Consider the following 14,480-nt stretch of genomic DNA (forward strand, 5'->3'; position numbering starts at 1 on the left):
GCGTGGAGACGCCCCGCCGGGGCGTCTCTACAATTTGCCTTCGATTTTTTGGGGGCAGATGTCAGATAATTTACACAGTTCGCACATAGGAGAACGCGCTTTACAGATAGCGCGTCCGTGATAAATGAGCCGAATTGACCAATTTTCCCAGTCTGGTTGAGGTAACAGAAGCATTAAATCTCGTTCTATACGGATAGGATCTGTTTGTTCTGTTAAACCTAAACGTTGGCTGAGTCTTTTCACATGAGTATCAACTGTTACCCCGACATTAATTCCATAGGCATGGGCGAGGACTACATTTGCGGTTTTCCTCGCCACACCAGGAAGTTGTAACAATTGTTCCATCCGCTTTGGTACTTCGCCACCAAACTCTGTCACAATCATTTGGCAAGCGGACTTGATATTCTTGGCTTTGTTACGGTAAAAACCAGTCGAACGGACTAAATTTTCTAGCTCTGTTAAGTCAGCGTTTGCCAAACTTGGTGCATCTGGAAACTGACTAAACAACAGGGGTGTAACTTGATTCACCCGCTCATCAGTACATTGAGCGGAGAGAATCGTTGCTACCAGGAGTTGCACTGGGGTAGCGTAGTTTAAAGAGCAAGTTGCATCTGGATAAAGACGCTTCAGGCGAACGAGAAGTTCTAGCGCCCGCTGCTTTTGAGATGACTTTTTGCGAGTACTAATCACTGGAATAGTTTTTGCACCCACTCTAGTTGGGTAGTTTCTTTAAGAATCAGAAAGATTCCTAATCCTAAAAGTAACACCAAACCAGTTTGCATGACACCTTCTTGGACGCGAGAAGGTAAAGGTTTACCACGCAACCCTTCTATAAGTAGAAATGCCAGTTGTCCTCCATCTAGTGCAGGTAGAGGCAAAATATTGATTGCCGCCAAGTTGATACTGATGAGTGCGGCAAAAAAGAACAAACTGCCTGTATCATTCTGGGCAATATTAGCGCCAATTTCCACAATTTTAACTGGACCTGCTACTTGGCTTGCAGTTTCACCAAAGTTGGTAATTAGTTGCTTAAATCCTTTAAATGTCAAAAAGAGAATCCGTTGAAATTCTGTTGCGCCAACGCTTAAAGCTTTGAGGGGATTTGTAATTGGATGACGCTCAACTTTGCCGTTAGGCGCAAGTCCAATGCCAATACTACCAGCACCGTTGGCTTTTGCTTCAGGAACTACAGTCAAAGGTAGCTTTTCGTCGCCACGGGTAATTTCTAGTTGAATTGGGTTGCCTGCATTAGTTTTAATGATTTCCCTTAAAGCTTCTATCTCTTGGAGTGTTCGACCAAATTCTCTGCCATTTGCTGCTATAATAACGTCTCCAGCTTTAATTCCTGCTTTAGCAGCGACATCACTAACATCTGGGGCTAGCTGTTGAATTAAAACCCCTGGTTGGGTTGCTTGCGCTATGCCTACAAAGCCAACTTGTCCCACTAGGAGGAAGTAGGCAAAGATTAAATTTGCTATTACACCAGCACTAATGACGATCGCCCGATCTAAAACGGGACGATTACGCAGCAGATTCGGATCGTTCTCAGGAATGTCGCTATCAGGATCATCGTCAGGAAAGCCGACAAAACCACCTAAGGGAAAGGCGCGGAGAGCATATTCTGTTTGTTCTCCTTGGTACTTCCAAAGAACTGGACCAAAGCCCAGAGAGAAACGGTTAACATAAATACCTTGGGACCTTGCTGCAATAAAATGTCCCATTTCATGTACCACAATTAGAACAGCCAAGACTGCGATCGCCGCTAAAACTGACATAGATAAAAATTGGTTAACTTATTTAACAATACTTCTCTTTATTCTAGATATTGCGACGATGTTTAGGCTTTTGCCCTTTGGGCATATTTTCGGGTTTTGCTCATCGCTAATGGTTAATAGAAGACTGGTTAAAGAAACTATTAGCCAGTCTTCCATCAGCCATTAACCAAAATCACAATATTGCCCGTCCAAGATAGGGTTGCAGCGCTTCGGGTATCCGTACCGTGCCATCTTCAAGTTGATAGTTTTCCAAAATTGCTGCCATCGTGCGCCCTACTGCTAAACCAGAACCGTTAAGAGTATGTACCAGTTGTGTTCCCTTTTTACCACTTTCTTTAAAGCGAATTTGTCCGCGTCGCGCCTGAAAGTCTAAAAAATTGGAACAACTGGAAATTTCTCGGTATTTGCCTGATGAGGGAAGCCAAACTTCTAAGTCATAAGTTTTGGCAGCGGAAAAACCCAAATCCCCTGTACATAACTCTACTACTCGGTAAGGTAGTTGAAGTTCTTGTAAAATTGCTTCTGCATTCAAGAGCAATTTTTCTAATTCTGTACTAGAAGTACTAGGATGAACAAGTTTCACTAATTCAATTTTGTTAAATTGATGCAGGCGAATTAATCCCCGCATATCGCGCCCATAACTTCCTGCTTCTCTACGAAAACAGGGAGTGTAAGCACAATGGTAGATGGGTAAATTGGCGGCATCAATAATATCCCCACGGTAGAGATTGGTGACTGGTACTTCTGCTGTAGGGGCTAGCCACAAATCATCTTCTCCGCATTTAAAGCTTTCTTCGGTAAACTTGGGTAGTTGACCGGTAGCTGTCATTGATTCAGTATTAATGAGAAATGGGGGAATCACTTCTACGTACCCTGCGGCTATCTGGCGAGTGAGCATAAATTGAATTAATGCCCGCTCCAGCGCTGCACCTGCTCCCATTAAAGTGACAAAGCGACTTTGTGCGACTTTTACTGCCCGCTCAAAGTTGAGAATACCCAATTTTTCACCAATTTCCCAGTGAGGCAAGATCTTTGGGTTGTCTTTAATATAGTCATCACCCCAGCGACGTACTTCTACATTCTCTTCTTCACTTTTACCAATAGGTGTAGAGTCACTGGGTAGATTCGGAAGTGCGAGTATAAGTTCGTTTATTTGAGTAGAAAGCTCTTTTTCTTGGGGTTCTATGGTACTAATGTTGGCTTTAACCGAACTCCCTTCTGTTCGCAAAGCTTGAATTTCTTCTCCTTTGGGGTCACTACCTGCTTTAATCTTTTCAGGTATTAATTTGGCAATTTCGTTGCTACGTGCTTGGAGTTGATTTCGCTTTAACTCTAATTCGCGTTGTTGTTGATCCAACTCTAAAATTTGCTGAATGTCGTAGTTACCACTACGAGTATTCAACCGAGCCTGCACAACTTGTGGATTTTCCCGTATTTGCTTAATGTCTAGCACTGATTTTTCTTAGTGGTTACTATAGTATCATCTACTTCAACACGCATAGCATATCCTGCCCGGACTTAGGTGATGTATAGCGCGGCGTGTCCTTTCTTTCGCTCTACCTTCTGCCCTCTGCCCTCTGCCCTCTGCCTCTACTAAGGTTTAACCCGATTGAGCAGCCAAATTGAAGCTACAAGTCCGGCAAAGTGAGCGGAAACCGTGTTAGTGTTTGCCTGTACGACAAAAATATCCAAAGATTGGATAATTCGGCTAGGATCAACTTGAGTATAAACTCCAGGACCGCCAAATTGTGGTACAGTTAGCGACTTGACAATCAAAGTACCATTGATCGCCTGTGCGCCCAAAAGAGTTAACAGTATTCCCACTAAATTCACGATTAATCCCAAGCGTACAGCTTGAACAGTTTCAATTTTGCTTGGGCGGTTGTTGGGATTGTTGGAGTCAAGTTGTCTGCCAATTCTTGTGTAACGGAAAGCCAAGTAGATGCTTACACCCAAGGTAATTAGCCCTGATACGGCTAAAAAGATTCCCAACCCAGTTCCCGGATTATTGCTACCAGTTCTTTGAAACACAATTGCTACAAGCAAAATTCCGCCAGAAACCACACCCAGCACTAACTGAGTCCAAAAGCTAATCCAACCGATTAGGCGAAATAATTGGGCAATTGCCCGTATTTGAGAGGAATCTGACATACTGCTGATTATGCTGGACTTGTAACTAGATCATTGACACAGGATTGCTCCTTTTAATACATTTACACTTCTTGAGTAGAAATTGAGGATGCTTTAGATTAATAGCTAAGTATCCTTGGCTGACTAATATGTATTTATCAGCGCATGAATCTGGGACACTGTGGAGACGTATCATGGCACGTCTGTACATAATTTTTCCATAAAGACGCGCCATGGCGTGTCTCTACACCTAGAATAATCACTGTCTTGTAGAGTGTTTATTAAGTTTTATAGAAAAATAATCATTTTACATATAAAATTGCTTAGGCGGTATTTTATGCTTAAGCAAACCTCACGTGCTTGGCTCGGCATCACTTAAAACGCGATGGCGGCACTATTTTGCTGTATATTCGCTCCTCACCAAACCGCCTATAAGCTTGGTCAGGGATGTAATCTTTTACGTCTCTAAAATTAGCGTATGCATTCCACGACTAAAAACGTGGCTGCTATTTTATTTTGACGCTTAATAAATCAAGCTTAAGTAGTCTTCTATACTTAACCAATCAGGGGTAAGCACTATATACTCTCAAAAAGGGTTGTAGGCTCAACCCTGGGGCATATTATTAGCCATTCACAAACCATGAAACTTGAGGATATATATCAATTCTTTGAAAATCCTCCACCAACTTACCTCTGTCAGGAACTAGCTGTTTGCTATATCTTGTACGTTTTACTACAAGGAGAATCTTACGGCACTGAGTTGATTCAAAGACTAGAAATTGAATACCCAACCTATCGGCTTTCAGATACCGTACTTTACAGTGCGATTAAATTTCTCGAAGACGAGAGAGCAATTACTGGTTATTGGAAAAAACTCGAAGGACGCGGACGCCCAAGGCGAATGTATCAAGTTTCTCCAGATTGGCAACAAAAAGCGCAGGATTTAGCCCATTTGTGGCATCAGTACATCAATTAGAGGAAAACATGAAGATACGAATAATTGATAATGAATAAGTCCCCTCCACTAAAACATTAACAGTTAGTTATGGATACTGCTATCCTGCCATCCACGTTGCTGCTAACTATGTTGTTATCAGTCGGGCTATTTTTCTTTATTCGTGCCTCGACTAAAGACCGCACACAGCAGGTACAACTGGTGTCGTCGCGAGACGAAGCTACTTTAATGCCTCAATTACAGGAGTATTTTCTCTCCAGGTCTTACCGAGTGGCAGCGGTAGACCGAGAACAAAACAGTGTGATCTTTGAAGGATTTGTCCGACCTAGCTGGTTTTTAGCAGTGTTTTTAACACTGCTTGCTGCTATTGGTCTTATTTGCATATCACTAGTTTTATCCTTGCTGTTTCCTCATCTGGGTACAGTATTGTTCGCAACGGTTCTACTGTCTCCGTTCAGTGGTATTTTTTATTGGCAAAAAGCTGGAAGACCTGAGAAGGTTAAATTGATGGTGGAGCCAACCCACGGAGAACAAAACAAACTCAGTAAAATAACTGTAGTTGCTCACCGAGATGAACTCTTGGAGTTACAAACAGCGTTACAGCTAGATAAAAGTGAATGATACCCGATGGGGTATCTCAGATTTTGGATTAAAGTTAATCCAAAATCGTTCACTGAAAATCAAAAAATTACTGAATTTTTTCCTGGAGCAGCTGGTTTATGTGTGAAGGACTAATCAGGAAATGCACGTAAGGGAGAAGAAAAGGTGCTACTAAAAGTTCCCGAGAACAAAGTTGCTTCATAACTACTCCCTTGTGCATACTTAATTGTGATGCTCAACTCCCACATCACAAAAAGCAAATTAAGGAGTTGCTCATTCTTGTTAAACAGACTAGCACCGCAGCGCGGAAGTCAAAAGTTAAAAGTCAAAAGTCAAAAGACTTATATTTTTGCTTTATTTCCGCTGTTATGTACTAGTTTTACTGGCAAAATAGCCGGAAACTTAAAAAAAAATGAATTTTTTGAATAAACTTAGCACTCTTGCCAGTTAGCCATTGTCAAAAGTCACACTCAAAAGTAATATAGCCTTTGAGACTTTAACGATTTGCCACAGCTAGAGATTCCGGAACTGAAGAAGGTTCTAAAGTTCTCAGGCTGGGAAATAAGAAATGATTTTCTTCAACGTATTGAGCACCAAACAGTCCTTTTTCTGCCCAGAAATAACGATCTGTGGTATGTTCATTGCGTTTCACGAGTAGCAATGCAGGGGGCAAGATACCTTCAGCTTGAATAAATTTTCGCGCTGCTGTCACAGGTTTATCTTCACCACTTTCGATGCTATATTGAGGCACATGTTCTAGAATTCGCCGTCCTTCTTGACGACGACGACTCTTGCGCTTGCGTCTCCTTGCCAACCTATTGTCCTCCTCTTGAAAGCTATATATTGTAGTTATAGCTACAAAATCCGTCGTAATTATAAAAGTTCTAGTTCAAAAGATCAACAGTTTTTAACCTTTCTATACATGAGGGATAATTTATTTAAAGATAAAAAATTGTCAGTGGTTAAGTAAATAATGCTTTGGGACGAATTAATACTGGACACAATTTCGCTAAGCTTTGTTAAATTAAGAAAAACTCATTCCACAATTACAGTAAGGCTGTATAGTCTGTAAACCAAAAGCAACAAAGAGTAAAACATGTTATTGTCTGCCAGTTCTGAGTTTGTGGCTTTGTGCCAAGAACAAATGGCACTGTTAGCCCAAGGGCTAGGAGCATCCTTGAGCGTGTTATATTTGACACAAGAATTGGTAGAAACTTCAACCAGCGAGGCGAAACTGATTCCTGTAGTGGTGTATCCAGAAGTAGTTGAATTTCCAGAGGCGATCGCCTTACCATTTCCTCATCTCAATCAGAAGTTACTCAAAGCCGCAGAGGAATCACCTACTGTCAGGCAAACTAAACAACATGCTCAACCCTATGAAGAAGAATCTTTGCTGAGCGGTGACAAAATTGTTTTACCTTTAATCCATGAAGGTGTAATGATGGGTCTACTAGTTACAGGCAGAGAAGACCGACCGTGGAATGAACAAGAGCGCAATGAAATAGAACGGATTGTCCAAACTATGGCGTTAGCTTGTGTTTTAGATCAGCGTCGCGCATGGTTGCACTCTCAATTACATCAACAACAAATACTACAAGAAAAGCAAGCAGATCTGCTACATAATCTAATGCACCAGTTTCGTAATCCGTTAACAGCGTTACGAACTTTTGGTAAGTTGCTGCTCAAGCGACTGCGCTCAGTCGATGCAAATAGTGAAGTGGCAGCAAGTATTGTCCGGGAAAGCGATCGCCTCCAAGAATTATTACAAAAGTTTGAGGAAGTTATTGACCTATCGGTAGCAGATTTGAATGCACTAAAACCACAAAATGAGGTATTTGTCGAGGCAACTGTACAACAAAACCAACAAGAGCCATTACTATTGCCAGGATCTGGAGAAAAAGAAACTGATTGCTTGGTAGAAGATGTATTAGAACCATTGTTGGTGTCAGCCAAAGCAATTGCTCAAGAAAAAAATATACAGCTTCAAGCAAAAATCCCCCCGCATCTACCCTTAGTAAGAGTAAATACTAAGGCATTACGGGAAGTATTAAGTAATATTATTGACAATGCCCTAAAATACACCCCAGATTCAGGGAAAATTTTAATTCAAGCAGGGCTAGAAAAACCAAATTTTCAAGGAATTGCCATTCACGACACAGGTGATGGAATTCCACCACAAGATTTAGATCATCTCGGAGAACGGCACTACCGAGGAGTAAAAGCGCAAACAGAAATTCCCGGCACAGGATTAGGTTTAGCGATCGCCAAACAACTCATCGAGCAAATGCAGGGCGAAATACAAGTGAACAGCCCTGCCTTAAAATCTCCCATTACCTCACCTGATACACTAGGAACTACATTTATTATTTGGTTACCGATAGCTAATAGCTAATTGTTAATTGTTAATTGTTCTGTTCACAATTAACAATCAACCATTAACTACTTGAGTGAAACCTGAAAACTTTGACCAATAGTCATTTGTAAATCGGTATTGGGGTCAATAGCAATTAAGTCAACACTCTTTTTGCCAAAGAATAAACCAACTAAACCACCAATCGCTGCACCACCCAAGACTTCTTCTGTAGCAATAGCGCGATCGCCTGTCACAGCCGACACTGCAGCAGCAGCGCCTGCACCCAAGGCAGCATTCTTCACAATCGCTAAAGCACTAGTGCCTTTTTTCACAGTTTCAGTTTTAGTAATTACCTCAGAACTAGCATTGAGTTGATACTCTTGTCCACTTGGTAAAATCAGTTTTTGGGCAACGAATTGAGAACCACCTTTATCCTTAACTGGTTTAAGTTGCCCAACAACCTGACTACCTGCGGGAATAACTACAGTTCCTTTATCTGTAACAACGTTTTGCGCCACAGTTAATGTTAAAGGTGCTGTCTCATCCTTAGTTACCAGAATTTTTTCTGCCTTATCGTACTTGATTGGAATTACAGTTCCTTGCGGAATTGTTACCGCTACAGGTTTTGGTGGTGTCTGTTCACGCGCACCGACAATATAAGGAGAGTTAATTGCTGAGGCTTGGTTGTTACTCACCAAAGCTTGATAGATAAAAGCTGCCACCTGCGCCCGTGTTGCCGTTGCTTGTGGATTTAAAGACTGAACATTTGGATAGTTAACGACAATTTGCTTTTCGGTTGCAGCGGCGATCGGACTGCGGGCATAATCAGCAATTTGAGATGCATCATTATAATATTGCAGCACGTCGTTGCTGGTAGCAGTGTAATTTAGACCGTTGGCAAGAGAAACTAAAACCTGCTGACGAGGAATATTTTGGTTAGGCTGAAAACGATTACCCGGATACCCTGACAAGAACCCAGTGGTGTAAGCTTCTTGAATCGCACTAGCTCCCCAGAAGTTACTTGGCACATCAACAAATCTGGTGGCTTGTCTTTGTGGTGCTTTTTGGAAAGCTTTGCGCAACATCGCCGCAAATTGAGCGCGTGTTACTGGTTCTTCTGGACGGAATGTACCATCAGGAAATCCAGCGATGACATCTCGTTGTGCTAGTGCTTGAATAAACTGTGATGCCCAGTAGTTAGATTGAACATCAGAAAAAGAAGCTTGAGCGAAATTTTGCGCAAAAGAAGGCGTTGATGTAACTAGAGGAGCAACAGTACCTGCTGTCATACCTAAAACTAAAAGTGCTGCACAACCTGAATGCCACCGTTGATGATTAAACATTGACTTTTTACCCAATAATTGTATTTATTTGTGTTACCTAAATAGATACTTCCCTTACTAGAAAAGTTCCTTGATTGGTGTAACATTTTATATATAGATATGTTAAAGATAAATACATTTTTTCTCAGTATATTCTCAGATTCCTGACCTCTTAAAGAAGTCGGGCATCTAAATATTCCCAAAATTAAATGCTCGTCAGATCGATTTCTGACGAGCATAAGTAAAATTACTAATGACACAACACAAGCTGATTAATAGTAGCTGCGAGATAGTAGCAAATTAGAACGCAGTGTAACATCTAATTCACCACTTCGAGGTTGGATAACGATGACGTCAGCTTCTTTACGTCGCAATAAAGTACTTGCTAAAGCACCAGCGGCTGCACCACCTATAGGTTCTAACACTTCAACTCTACGGTTACCAGTGAGAAGAGAAATAGCAGTAGCAGCACCTGCACCAATCGCAGCATCTGTCAGAATTCTGTCAGTGCTGGCTCCTTTCTTGATTTTTTCTCTTCTATTGTTAACTCGAGAAGTTGCATTAATTGATATGCGGTTACCATCATTAAGAACTAACTCTCGCGCTACGAATCGCACGCCTCTGTCAGAGTTTCTCGCTGGTTCTATTTGCCCAATAATTTCCGAACCTTCTGGGATTAATACGTTTCCGCTTCTATCAATGATGTTTCTTGCAACTCTTACTGTTAGAGATGTTGTTTCATCTGGAGTCACAACAATTCTATCTTTTTCATAGGTAATGGGAATTGTTACACCAGAAGGAATTGAGATTGATCGATTGTATTGATTATATTGTCCGTTTTGTCCACGCAAGAGTTGTGCGCTAGCAGGAGTGGGGGCAAACATTGGTGCGATCGCACCAGTTGTAATTGCCATTGCCATCAATGCAGCAGATGCATTTTTCCACCGATGAAAGTGAGTCATTGTTTGGGTTTCCTTTGTCGCTTTATAGTTTTTTATGACGTTAACTTACTGAGATTGTTTCTGATTGTTTTCCAACCTATCTATAGGCATATTCCGAAGGCTAATATCTCTGATGACGGTAGATTTTTACAATTGTTCCACGACTTTTTATACAGTTTTTTACTGCAATTAATTGAAGGATAGGAACTTCATAGACGTGAAGTGTGTAAAATTGTTCCTCATATTTTTTCCATTGCCTATGTCCGCAGATATACGCCAATCAATTGGGGACAATTTGTGAGATTCAAGCCTACATATCTATTGTATTGCTAATCGTTAAAAATGTGGGAAAGTTCTGAGTGAGTGAAGTTGTAAAATTCATTATCCAAGGATAAATACTGATATACTTTCGTGAAATGTAATACATAATTATCTATATACAGTAAAATTGCTAAAGTCAATTTACACTTCTCTTTACTAATGGAACCAACAGAAGAACAATACTTGATAATTAACGCTTTAGACACTCTAGGGCTACTGGGATATAATTTCATTGATGAGAATAATGGAATTTGGTATATTGAAACGCCAAGCACTGTATTACCAATTGCCAAGATTTTGCCAAATGGTGAAATTGTTCCTATTACACAGTGATTAAAACTATGACAGAACCAACAGAACTAAAACAACAATACGAAAGATTCAAAGAACTGTTTGCGTTAGGAAGGCAACGCTACCTAGATGCAGGCGGCGATCCACAGCGTTCAAATGGTAGTTTGCACGGTAATGATTACTTGTCACAAGAGGAGCGCAAAGAATTAGCTGAGTTAGGGCGCAAACTTTCAGGATTTTATGTCCAAGATGGTTATGCTCACGTTCATGGACGTTCTTGGAAGTTACCTGACAACTCGCCATTGGTGAAATAGGTTGGGAATTGAGAGCGCGATCACCAGAGTGCTTTCCGCTGCACTTTGCGCGATCACCACAGCAGATAAACCGATCCAAAGCACTTTCCTGTAAAATTACTTAAGTCAATTGGCAGGAAAAGTGTGTAATGGAACCAACCGAAGAACAATATCTAATAATTAATGCTTTAGTAACTCTGGATCTACTGGAGAATTCATTCTATGATGAAGATAGTGGTAACTGGTACATTAATACACTTAGTCCTGTACTGTCAACGGCGATGATTCTACAAAATGGCGATATAGTGCCGACTAATTGGGAGTTGTAATTATGGAAAATTGGACTGAAGAGCAAAAACAAAAGTATGCTAGATTCCACGAAATTTTAGAGATGGGCAAGCAGCGTTACATAGAAGCTACTGGTAATCAACGAGGTTATCGAGCAGGCTTCAAAGGTAAAGACTACTTAACAGATGAAGAGAGGAAAGAAGCTGCTGGAATCATGCGACAAATGTTTGGTGTAGTTATCAAAGATGGTTATGTCCATTGTCAAGGGCGTTCTTGGCAGTTACCTGAGAACTCACCATTGCACCAAAGAGCAAGTTGAAGCCGAGTCCTAATTGGTAACAAACAGGATAATATATGTAATGGATGAGTTAGTTATCTGCGGGAATAACAGACAAACCATCCGCTACATCCGCTACACAATTTGTTGCTGACGCTTCTCAATCTTAGTAATCGGTAATAACAACTCATCCTCAATTTTTTGCCGTACCTCACGACTAACATAACAATCGCTATTTAGGCACTCCACCAGTAAGACATTGGCATCGTAATACTGCTGAAGTAATTCCTTATGCTGCTTGTTGAACTGCCAATTATGACCAATATTAGCATATTCAATAATCACTGCTCTTAATTTCTTCGTCCAGGCTTGACCGTGGGCTTTCCACCATTGCTTGCGTACCTCCCAATCAATTTCAAGGTGAGGGAGTTGAATTCTAAGTTGTTGCAGTGATTGATGGAATTCAGCGTCGAAGTCATCGATGGCGCTAGCGAGGGCACTATCGAGGTGGCTGGTAAGGGAAATGGCGTTGTAGAGGAAGCGATCAAGAGCATGGGCGGTGTCGAGAATGCTGTCAAGGTCGAGGGCGAGATTGAGAATGCTGTCGAGGTTGCTGTCAAGAGCGAGGGCGGGATAGTGGTTGCTATCGAAATCGAGGGCTTTGTAAAGTGCTTGACCGCGAACTTTGATAAGGACGTGGTGGGAGTCTAAGGCGAGGGTAAAGTAAAAAGCTTTAACAGCTGCTGACTTGTAAGGAACTTCTACAGAATTAGATTTCTGATTTACCCAAACTAAGAACTGCTGCAACTGAGCGCTACTCGCAGCGATCGCATCTACTTTGTCTTTGATCAACTGCAACAAATGGTCTGCATTAGGCAGCATCTCAACCGCTAGCAAAAATACTTCCCGCCAGCTTTTCTCAGTGATGTGACAAACTAGATTTTGTAACACCTCCTCTGATGACTGCTTCACAGTAACAATTTCTCTAGCAGTGAAATACTCGTGAAATGTCAGATGAGAAAACGAATAAATCCCCTTGGCTCGTTCCATCAATAACCCGTGCTGTGCCTCAATTGACTTCAAAACTCTTTCACTATCGAGTTGCAATGCTTCTAAGTCAGTATTGGCCTCAGGCAAATTAAGAATGTAATCTACTATGTGTTGTTCCGCTACTTTCTGCTTAAAGAAATAGTCACCTTTTGCAAAGGTAGTTAGGGCAATTTTGCTAAGTAAATCTTCTTTCCGTTGAATTGATAGCTTTTTGTAAACCTGGTCACGATAAATTCCTCGTTTGGCATCCCATTTTTTCAGCAGAGCATCCAGTCCTTCTTTATATAGCTCAGAACGATTCGCCGGAAAATCTCCTGACTCTTCAAATGTCAAACAAAGCAGTGTCAGCAGTAGCGGACTAGTAGCAAGTTCTTTTATTCTATGATTATCATTAAGTCTTTCAATAAAATTTTCTGATTTTACAGCTTTACCCTGAAACCATTTAGTTGCAAAGGTGACAATTTGTTCATTATCAAAATCTGCAACTTCAACCTCTGTAAATTTCTCAAAAGTATATTCCTGCGCTGCAAGGCGACAGGTCATGACAAAGTAATTGTCCAGATATTGGTCAGAAAACTCCCGAATCTCCTTCAAAACGCGACTGCTATCCTCTTGTCTAACTTCGTCCAAGCCGTCAAGAAGAATCAGCATTCTACCCTGACTTAACAATTGTTCAATTAATAATGAGGTATTTGTGGGGTGGGCATCCGGAGCGCCCTTTGTCTCTGGCAGGCAAGATGCCTGCTCCACAAGAAAAGTGATATATTCCAGTAATCCCGGTTCATTTTTTGCTTCAGCAAAGTCTTTAAGGGTGATGAAAATCGGTACGAGATGAGAATGAAACTCACCCCCAATGCATTGAATTGCTAGGTATTTCAAAAATGTGGTTTTACCTGCCCCCGGCTTTCCCAATATTATCAGCTTGGGATATTTATTGACCGCCTCCAGTCCAGGCACTCGTTTTTCAGTAATTCTACCCAGTCCAAAGCGCTCGAAATCCTCGCTCGTAAACTCTTGCAGAAGTTCATCAATTTTTAACCGCCGCCGTCCGGTGATTTTCTCTAGGATATTGACGTTAGTGTAGATATCATTCAAACCGATGGGGTGAGTCATATCTAGCACCCGCATCGTGCCACAGCGTTCTTGAATACTGAGTTTTATTTTGTCACGTACCTCTTGCACTAACGCATCTACGTCTATTTCCTTTTTGGAAGTAGTAGGATTTGATTTCTGATACTCCTTAACTAGGAAATTGTGCAGCCGATAAAATTTACCTGGTCCTTTACCACCGATACTAAACTTAGCATAAACTCCTGTCATGCGAGTGCGAAAGGCATTGTGAGAGATATGAAGTGCTTCTGCAACTTCTAGTTCGTCATCGTTGTCGCCACTAAACAGTTCTACAAAAGCCACCTCCTGTTCTGGAGAAAGTTGATAATTACGCGCCATCTGTGTCAAAAAATCACGCGGTAACGGTTGCATTGGCTAAACTCATAATCTCATAAAAGCCAGTATAGCTAAGAATTACAGTTATGTAAGGCAATGTTAGGCTATGTCAGCCTAAGTTTGAGCGAAATCTCCCAGATGTAGTTGAGACAGTGGATTTACTGAATCCAAATGAGGTTATCGCCATGTGCGTTGATGTAATTTCTCTCGTCTTGCTTGTCATTGTGGAAAAGTCTGCTGAGATTATCTTAGAGTTGTTACTGAAAAAATTTTGGGAGTGGGTGCTAAGTGATGATAATCTTAAACGTCTGGTCACTTCGTTTAAACTTCAAATTTTAGTGCTTTACTTAGACTGGTTACTGCAAAAGCCACACTATCGCAAAAATTTTGAAGAATAGAAGTCACGGCTAGATTAAAAAACCCGCGATGATCGCAGGT

At 41.2% G+C, this 14,480-nt stretch carries 16 protein-coding genes; 8 read left to right on the top strand and 8 right to left on the bottom strand.

All coding sequences use genetic code 11. The features are described from left to right. Positions 1-27: 27 nt before the first annotated feature. The 4 genes from nth to ICL16_RS01160 form a co-directional block, all read right to left on the bottom strand. Positions 28-711 (bottom strand): endonuclease III, encoded by a 684-nt coding sequence (gene nth, locus ICL16_RS01145; protein ID WP_337906880.1) that lies wholly within the window; start codon positions 709-711, stop codon positions 28-30. Beyond that, entirely contained in the window at positions 687-1,775 is a 1,089-nt protein-coding gene (gene rseP / locus ICL16_RS01150) for an RIP metalloprotease RseP (protein ID WP_190825057.1), read from the bottom strand. Before rseP ends, nth begins: the two co-directional genes overlap by 25 nt. Before the next feature lie 172 nt (positions 1,776-1,947). Next, entirely contained in the window at positions 1,948-3,228 is a 1,281-nt protein-coding gene (gene serS, locus ICL16_RS01155; RefSeq protein WP_190825058.1) for a serine--tRNA ligase, read from the bottom strand. Between the two features lie 140 nt (positions 3,229-3,368). After that, on the bottom strand, positions 3,369-3,926 hold the full coding sequence (locus tag ICL16_RS01160) for a DUF3611 family protein (RefSeq protein WP_190825059.1): 558 nt from the start codon (positions 3,924-3,926) through the stop codon (positions 3,369-3,371). Positions 3,927-4,545: 619 nt separating this feature from the next. Between ICL16_RS01160 and ICL16_RS01165 the strand changes: the two genes are divergently transcribed. Continuing rightward, positions 4,546-4,881: a PadR family transcriptional regulator gene (locus tag ICL16_RS01165; RefSeq protein ID WP_190825060.1), complete on the top strand. Its 336-nt coding sequence runs from the start codon at positions 4,546-4,548 to the stop codon at positions 4,879-4,881. A gap of 69 nt (positions 4,882-4,950) precedes the next feature. Then, a complete protein-coding gene (locus ICL16_RS01170) occupies positions 4,951-5,481 on the top strand; it encodes a cofactor assembly of complex C subunit B (RefSeq protein WP_190825061.1) in 531 nt (176 codons plus the stop codon). A gap of 475 nt (positions 5,482-5,956) precedes the next feature. On the opposite strand, the gene ICL16_RS01175 is transcribed toward ICL16_RS01170, so the two are convergent. Continuing rightward, complete coding sequence (locus tag ICL16_RS01175) at positions 5,957-6,274, bottom strand: DUF3155 domain-containing protein (RefSeq protein WP_190825062.1); 318 nt, start codon at positions 6,272-6,274, stop codon at positions 5,957-5,959. 282 nt (positions 6,275-6,556) lie between these two features. Between ICL16_RS01175 and ICL16_RS01180 the strand changes: the two genes are divergently transcribed. Next, the gene (locus ICL16_RS01180; RefSeq protein ID WP_190825063.1) at positions 6,557-7,852 is read left to right on the top strand and encodes a sensor histidine kinase; all 1,296 of its coding nucleotides are present in this window, start codon (positions 6,557-6,559) and stop codon (positions 7,850-7,852) included. 47 nt (positions 7,853-7,899) lie between these two features. Here the strand turns inward: ICL16_RS01180 and ICL16_RS01185 are convergent, their stop codons facing one another. Together ICL16_RS01185 and ICL16_RS01190 are read right to left on the bottom strand one after the other, a co-directional pair. Continuing rightward, a complete protein-coding gene (locus ICL16_RS01185) occupies positions 7,900-9,156 on the bottom strand; it encodes an S-layer homology domain-containing protein (RefSeq protein ID WP_190825064.1) in 1,257 nt (418 codons plus the stop codon). 251 nt (positions 9,157-9,407) lie between these two features. After that, positions 9,408-10,097: a TraB/TrbI/VirB10 family type IV secretion system protein gene (locus ICL16_RS01190; protein WP_190825065.1), complete on the bottom strand. Its 690-nt coding sequence runs from the start codon at positions 10,095-10,097 to the stop codon at positions 9,408-9,410. A 459-nt stretch (positions 10,098-10,556) separates the two neighbouring features. Here ICL16_RS01190 and ICL16_RS01195 point away from each other — a divergent pair, with 459 nt between their 5' ends. From ICL16_RS01195 to ICL16_RS01210, 4 genes are all read left to right on the top strand, one after another. Next, the gene (locus tag ICL16_RS01195; protein ID WP_190825066.1) at positions 10,557-10,730 is read left to right on the top strand and encodes a hypothetical protein; all 174 of its coding nucleotides are present in this window, start codon (positions 10,557-10,559) and stop codon (positions 10,728-10,730) included. Positions 10,731-10,738: 8 nt separating this feature from the next. Next, positions 10,739-11,002 carry a hypothetical protein gene (locus tag ICL16_RS01200; protein ID WP_190825067.1) on the top strand — a complete coding sequence of 88 codons (264 nt, stop codon included), beginning with the start codon at positions 10,739-10,741 and terminating at the stop codon, positions 11,000-11,002. A gap of 128 nt (positions 11,003-11,130) precedes the next feature. Next, on the top strand, positions 11,131-11,310 hold the full coding sequence (locus ICL16_RS01205; protein ID WP_190825068.1) for a hypothetical protein: 180 nt from the start codon (positions 11,131-11,133) through the stop codon (positions 11,308-11,310). 2 nt (positions 11,311-11,312) lie between these two features. Then, on the top strand, positions 11,313-11,588 hold the full coding sequence (locus ICL16_RS01210) for a hypothetical protein (RefSeq protein WP_190825069.1): 276 nt from the start codon (positions 11,313-11,315) through the stop codon (positions 11,586-11,588). A 93-nt stretch (positions 11,589-11,681) separates the two neighbouring features. On the opposite strand, the gene ICL16_RS01215 is transcribed toward ICL16_RS01210, so the two are convergent. Further along, entirely contained in the window at positions 11,682-14,078 is a 2,397-nt protein-coding gene (locus tag ICL16_RS01215; protein WP_190825070.1) for an NACHT domain-containing protein, read from the bottom strand. A gap of 116 nt (positions 14,079-14,194) precedes the next feature. Here ICL16_RS01215 and ICL16_RS01220 point away from each other — a divergent pair, with 116 nt between their 5' ends. Continuing rightward, positions 14,195-14,440, top strand: coding sequence for a hypothetical protein (locus tag ICL16_RS01220; protein ID WP_337906881.1), 246 nt, complete (start codon positions 14,195-14,197; stop codon positions 14,438-14,440). The last annotated feature ends 40 nt before the right edge of the window (positions 14,441-14,480 follow it).

The sequence above is a fragment of the Iningainema tapete BLCC-T55 genome (assembly GCF_014698965.1).
In the GTDB taxonomy this organism is placed as follows: domain Bacteria; phylum Cyanobacteriota; class Cyanobacteriia; order Cyanobacteriales; family Nostocaceae; genus Iningainema; species Iningainema tapete.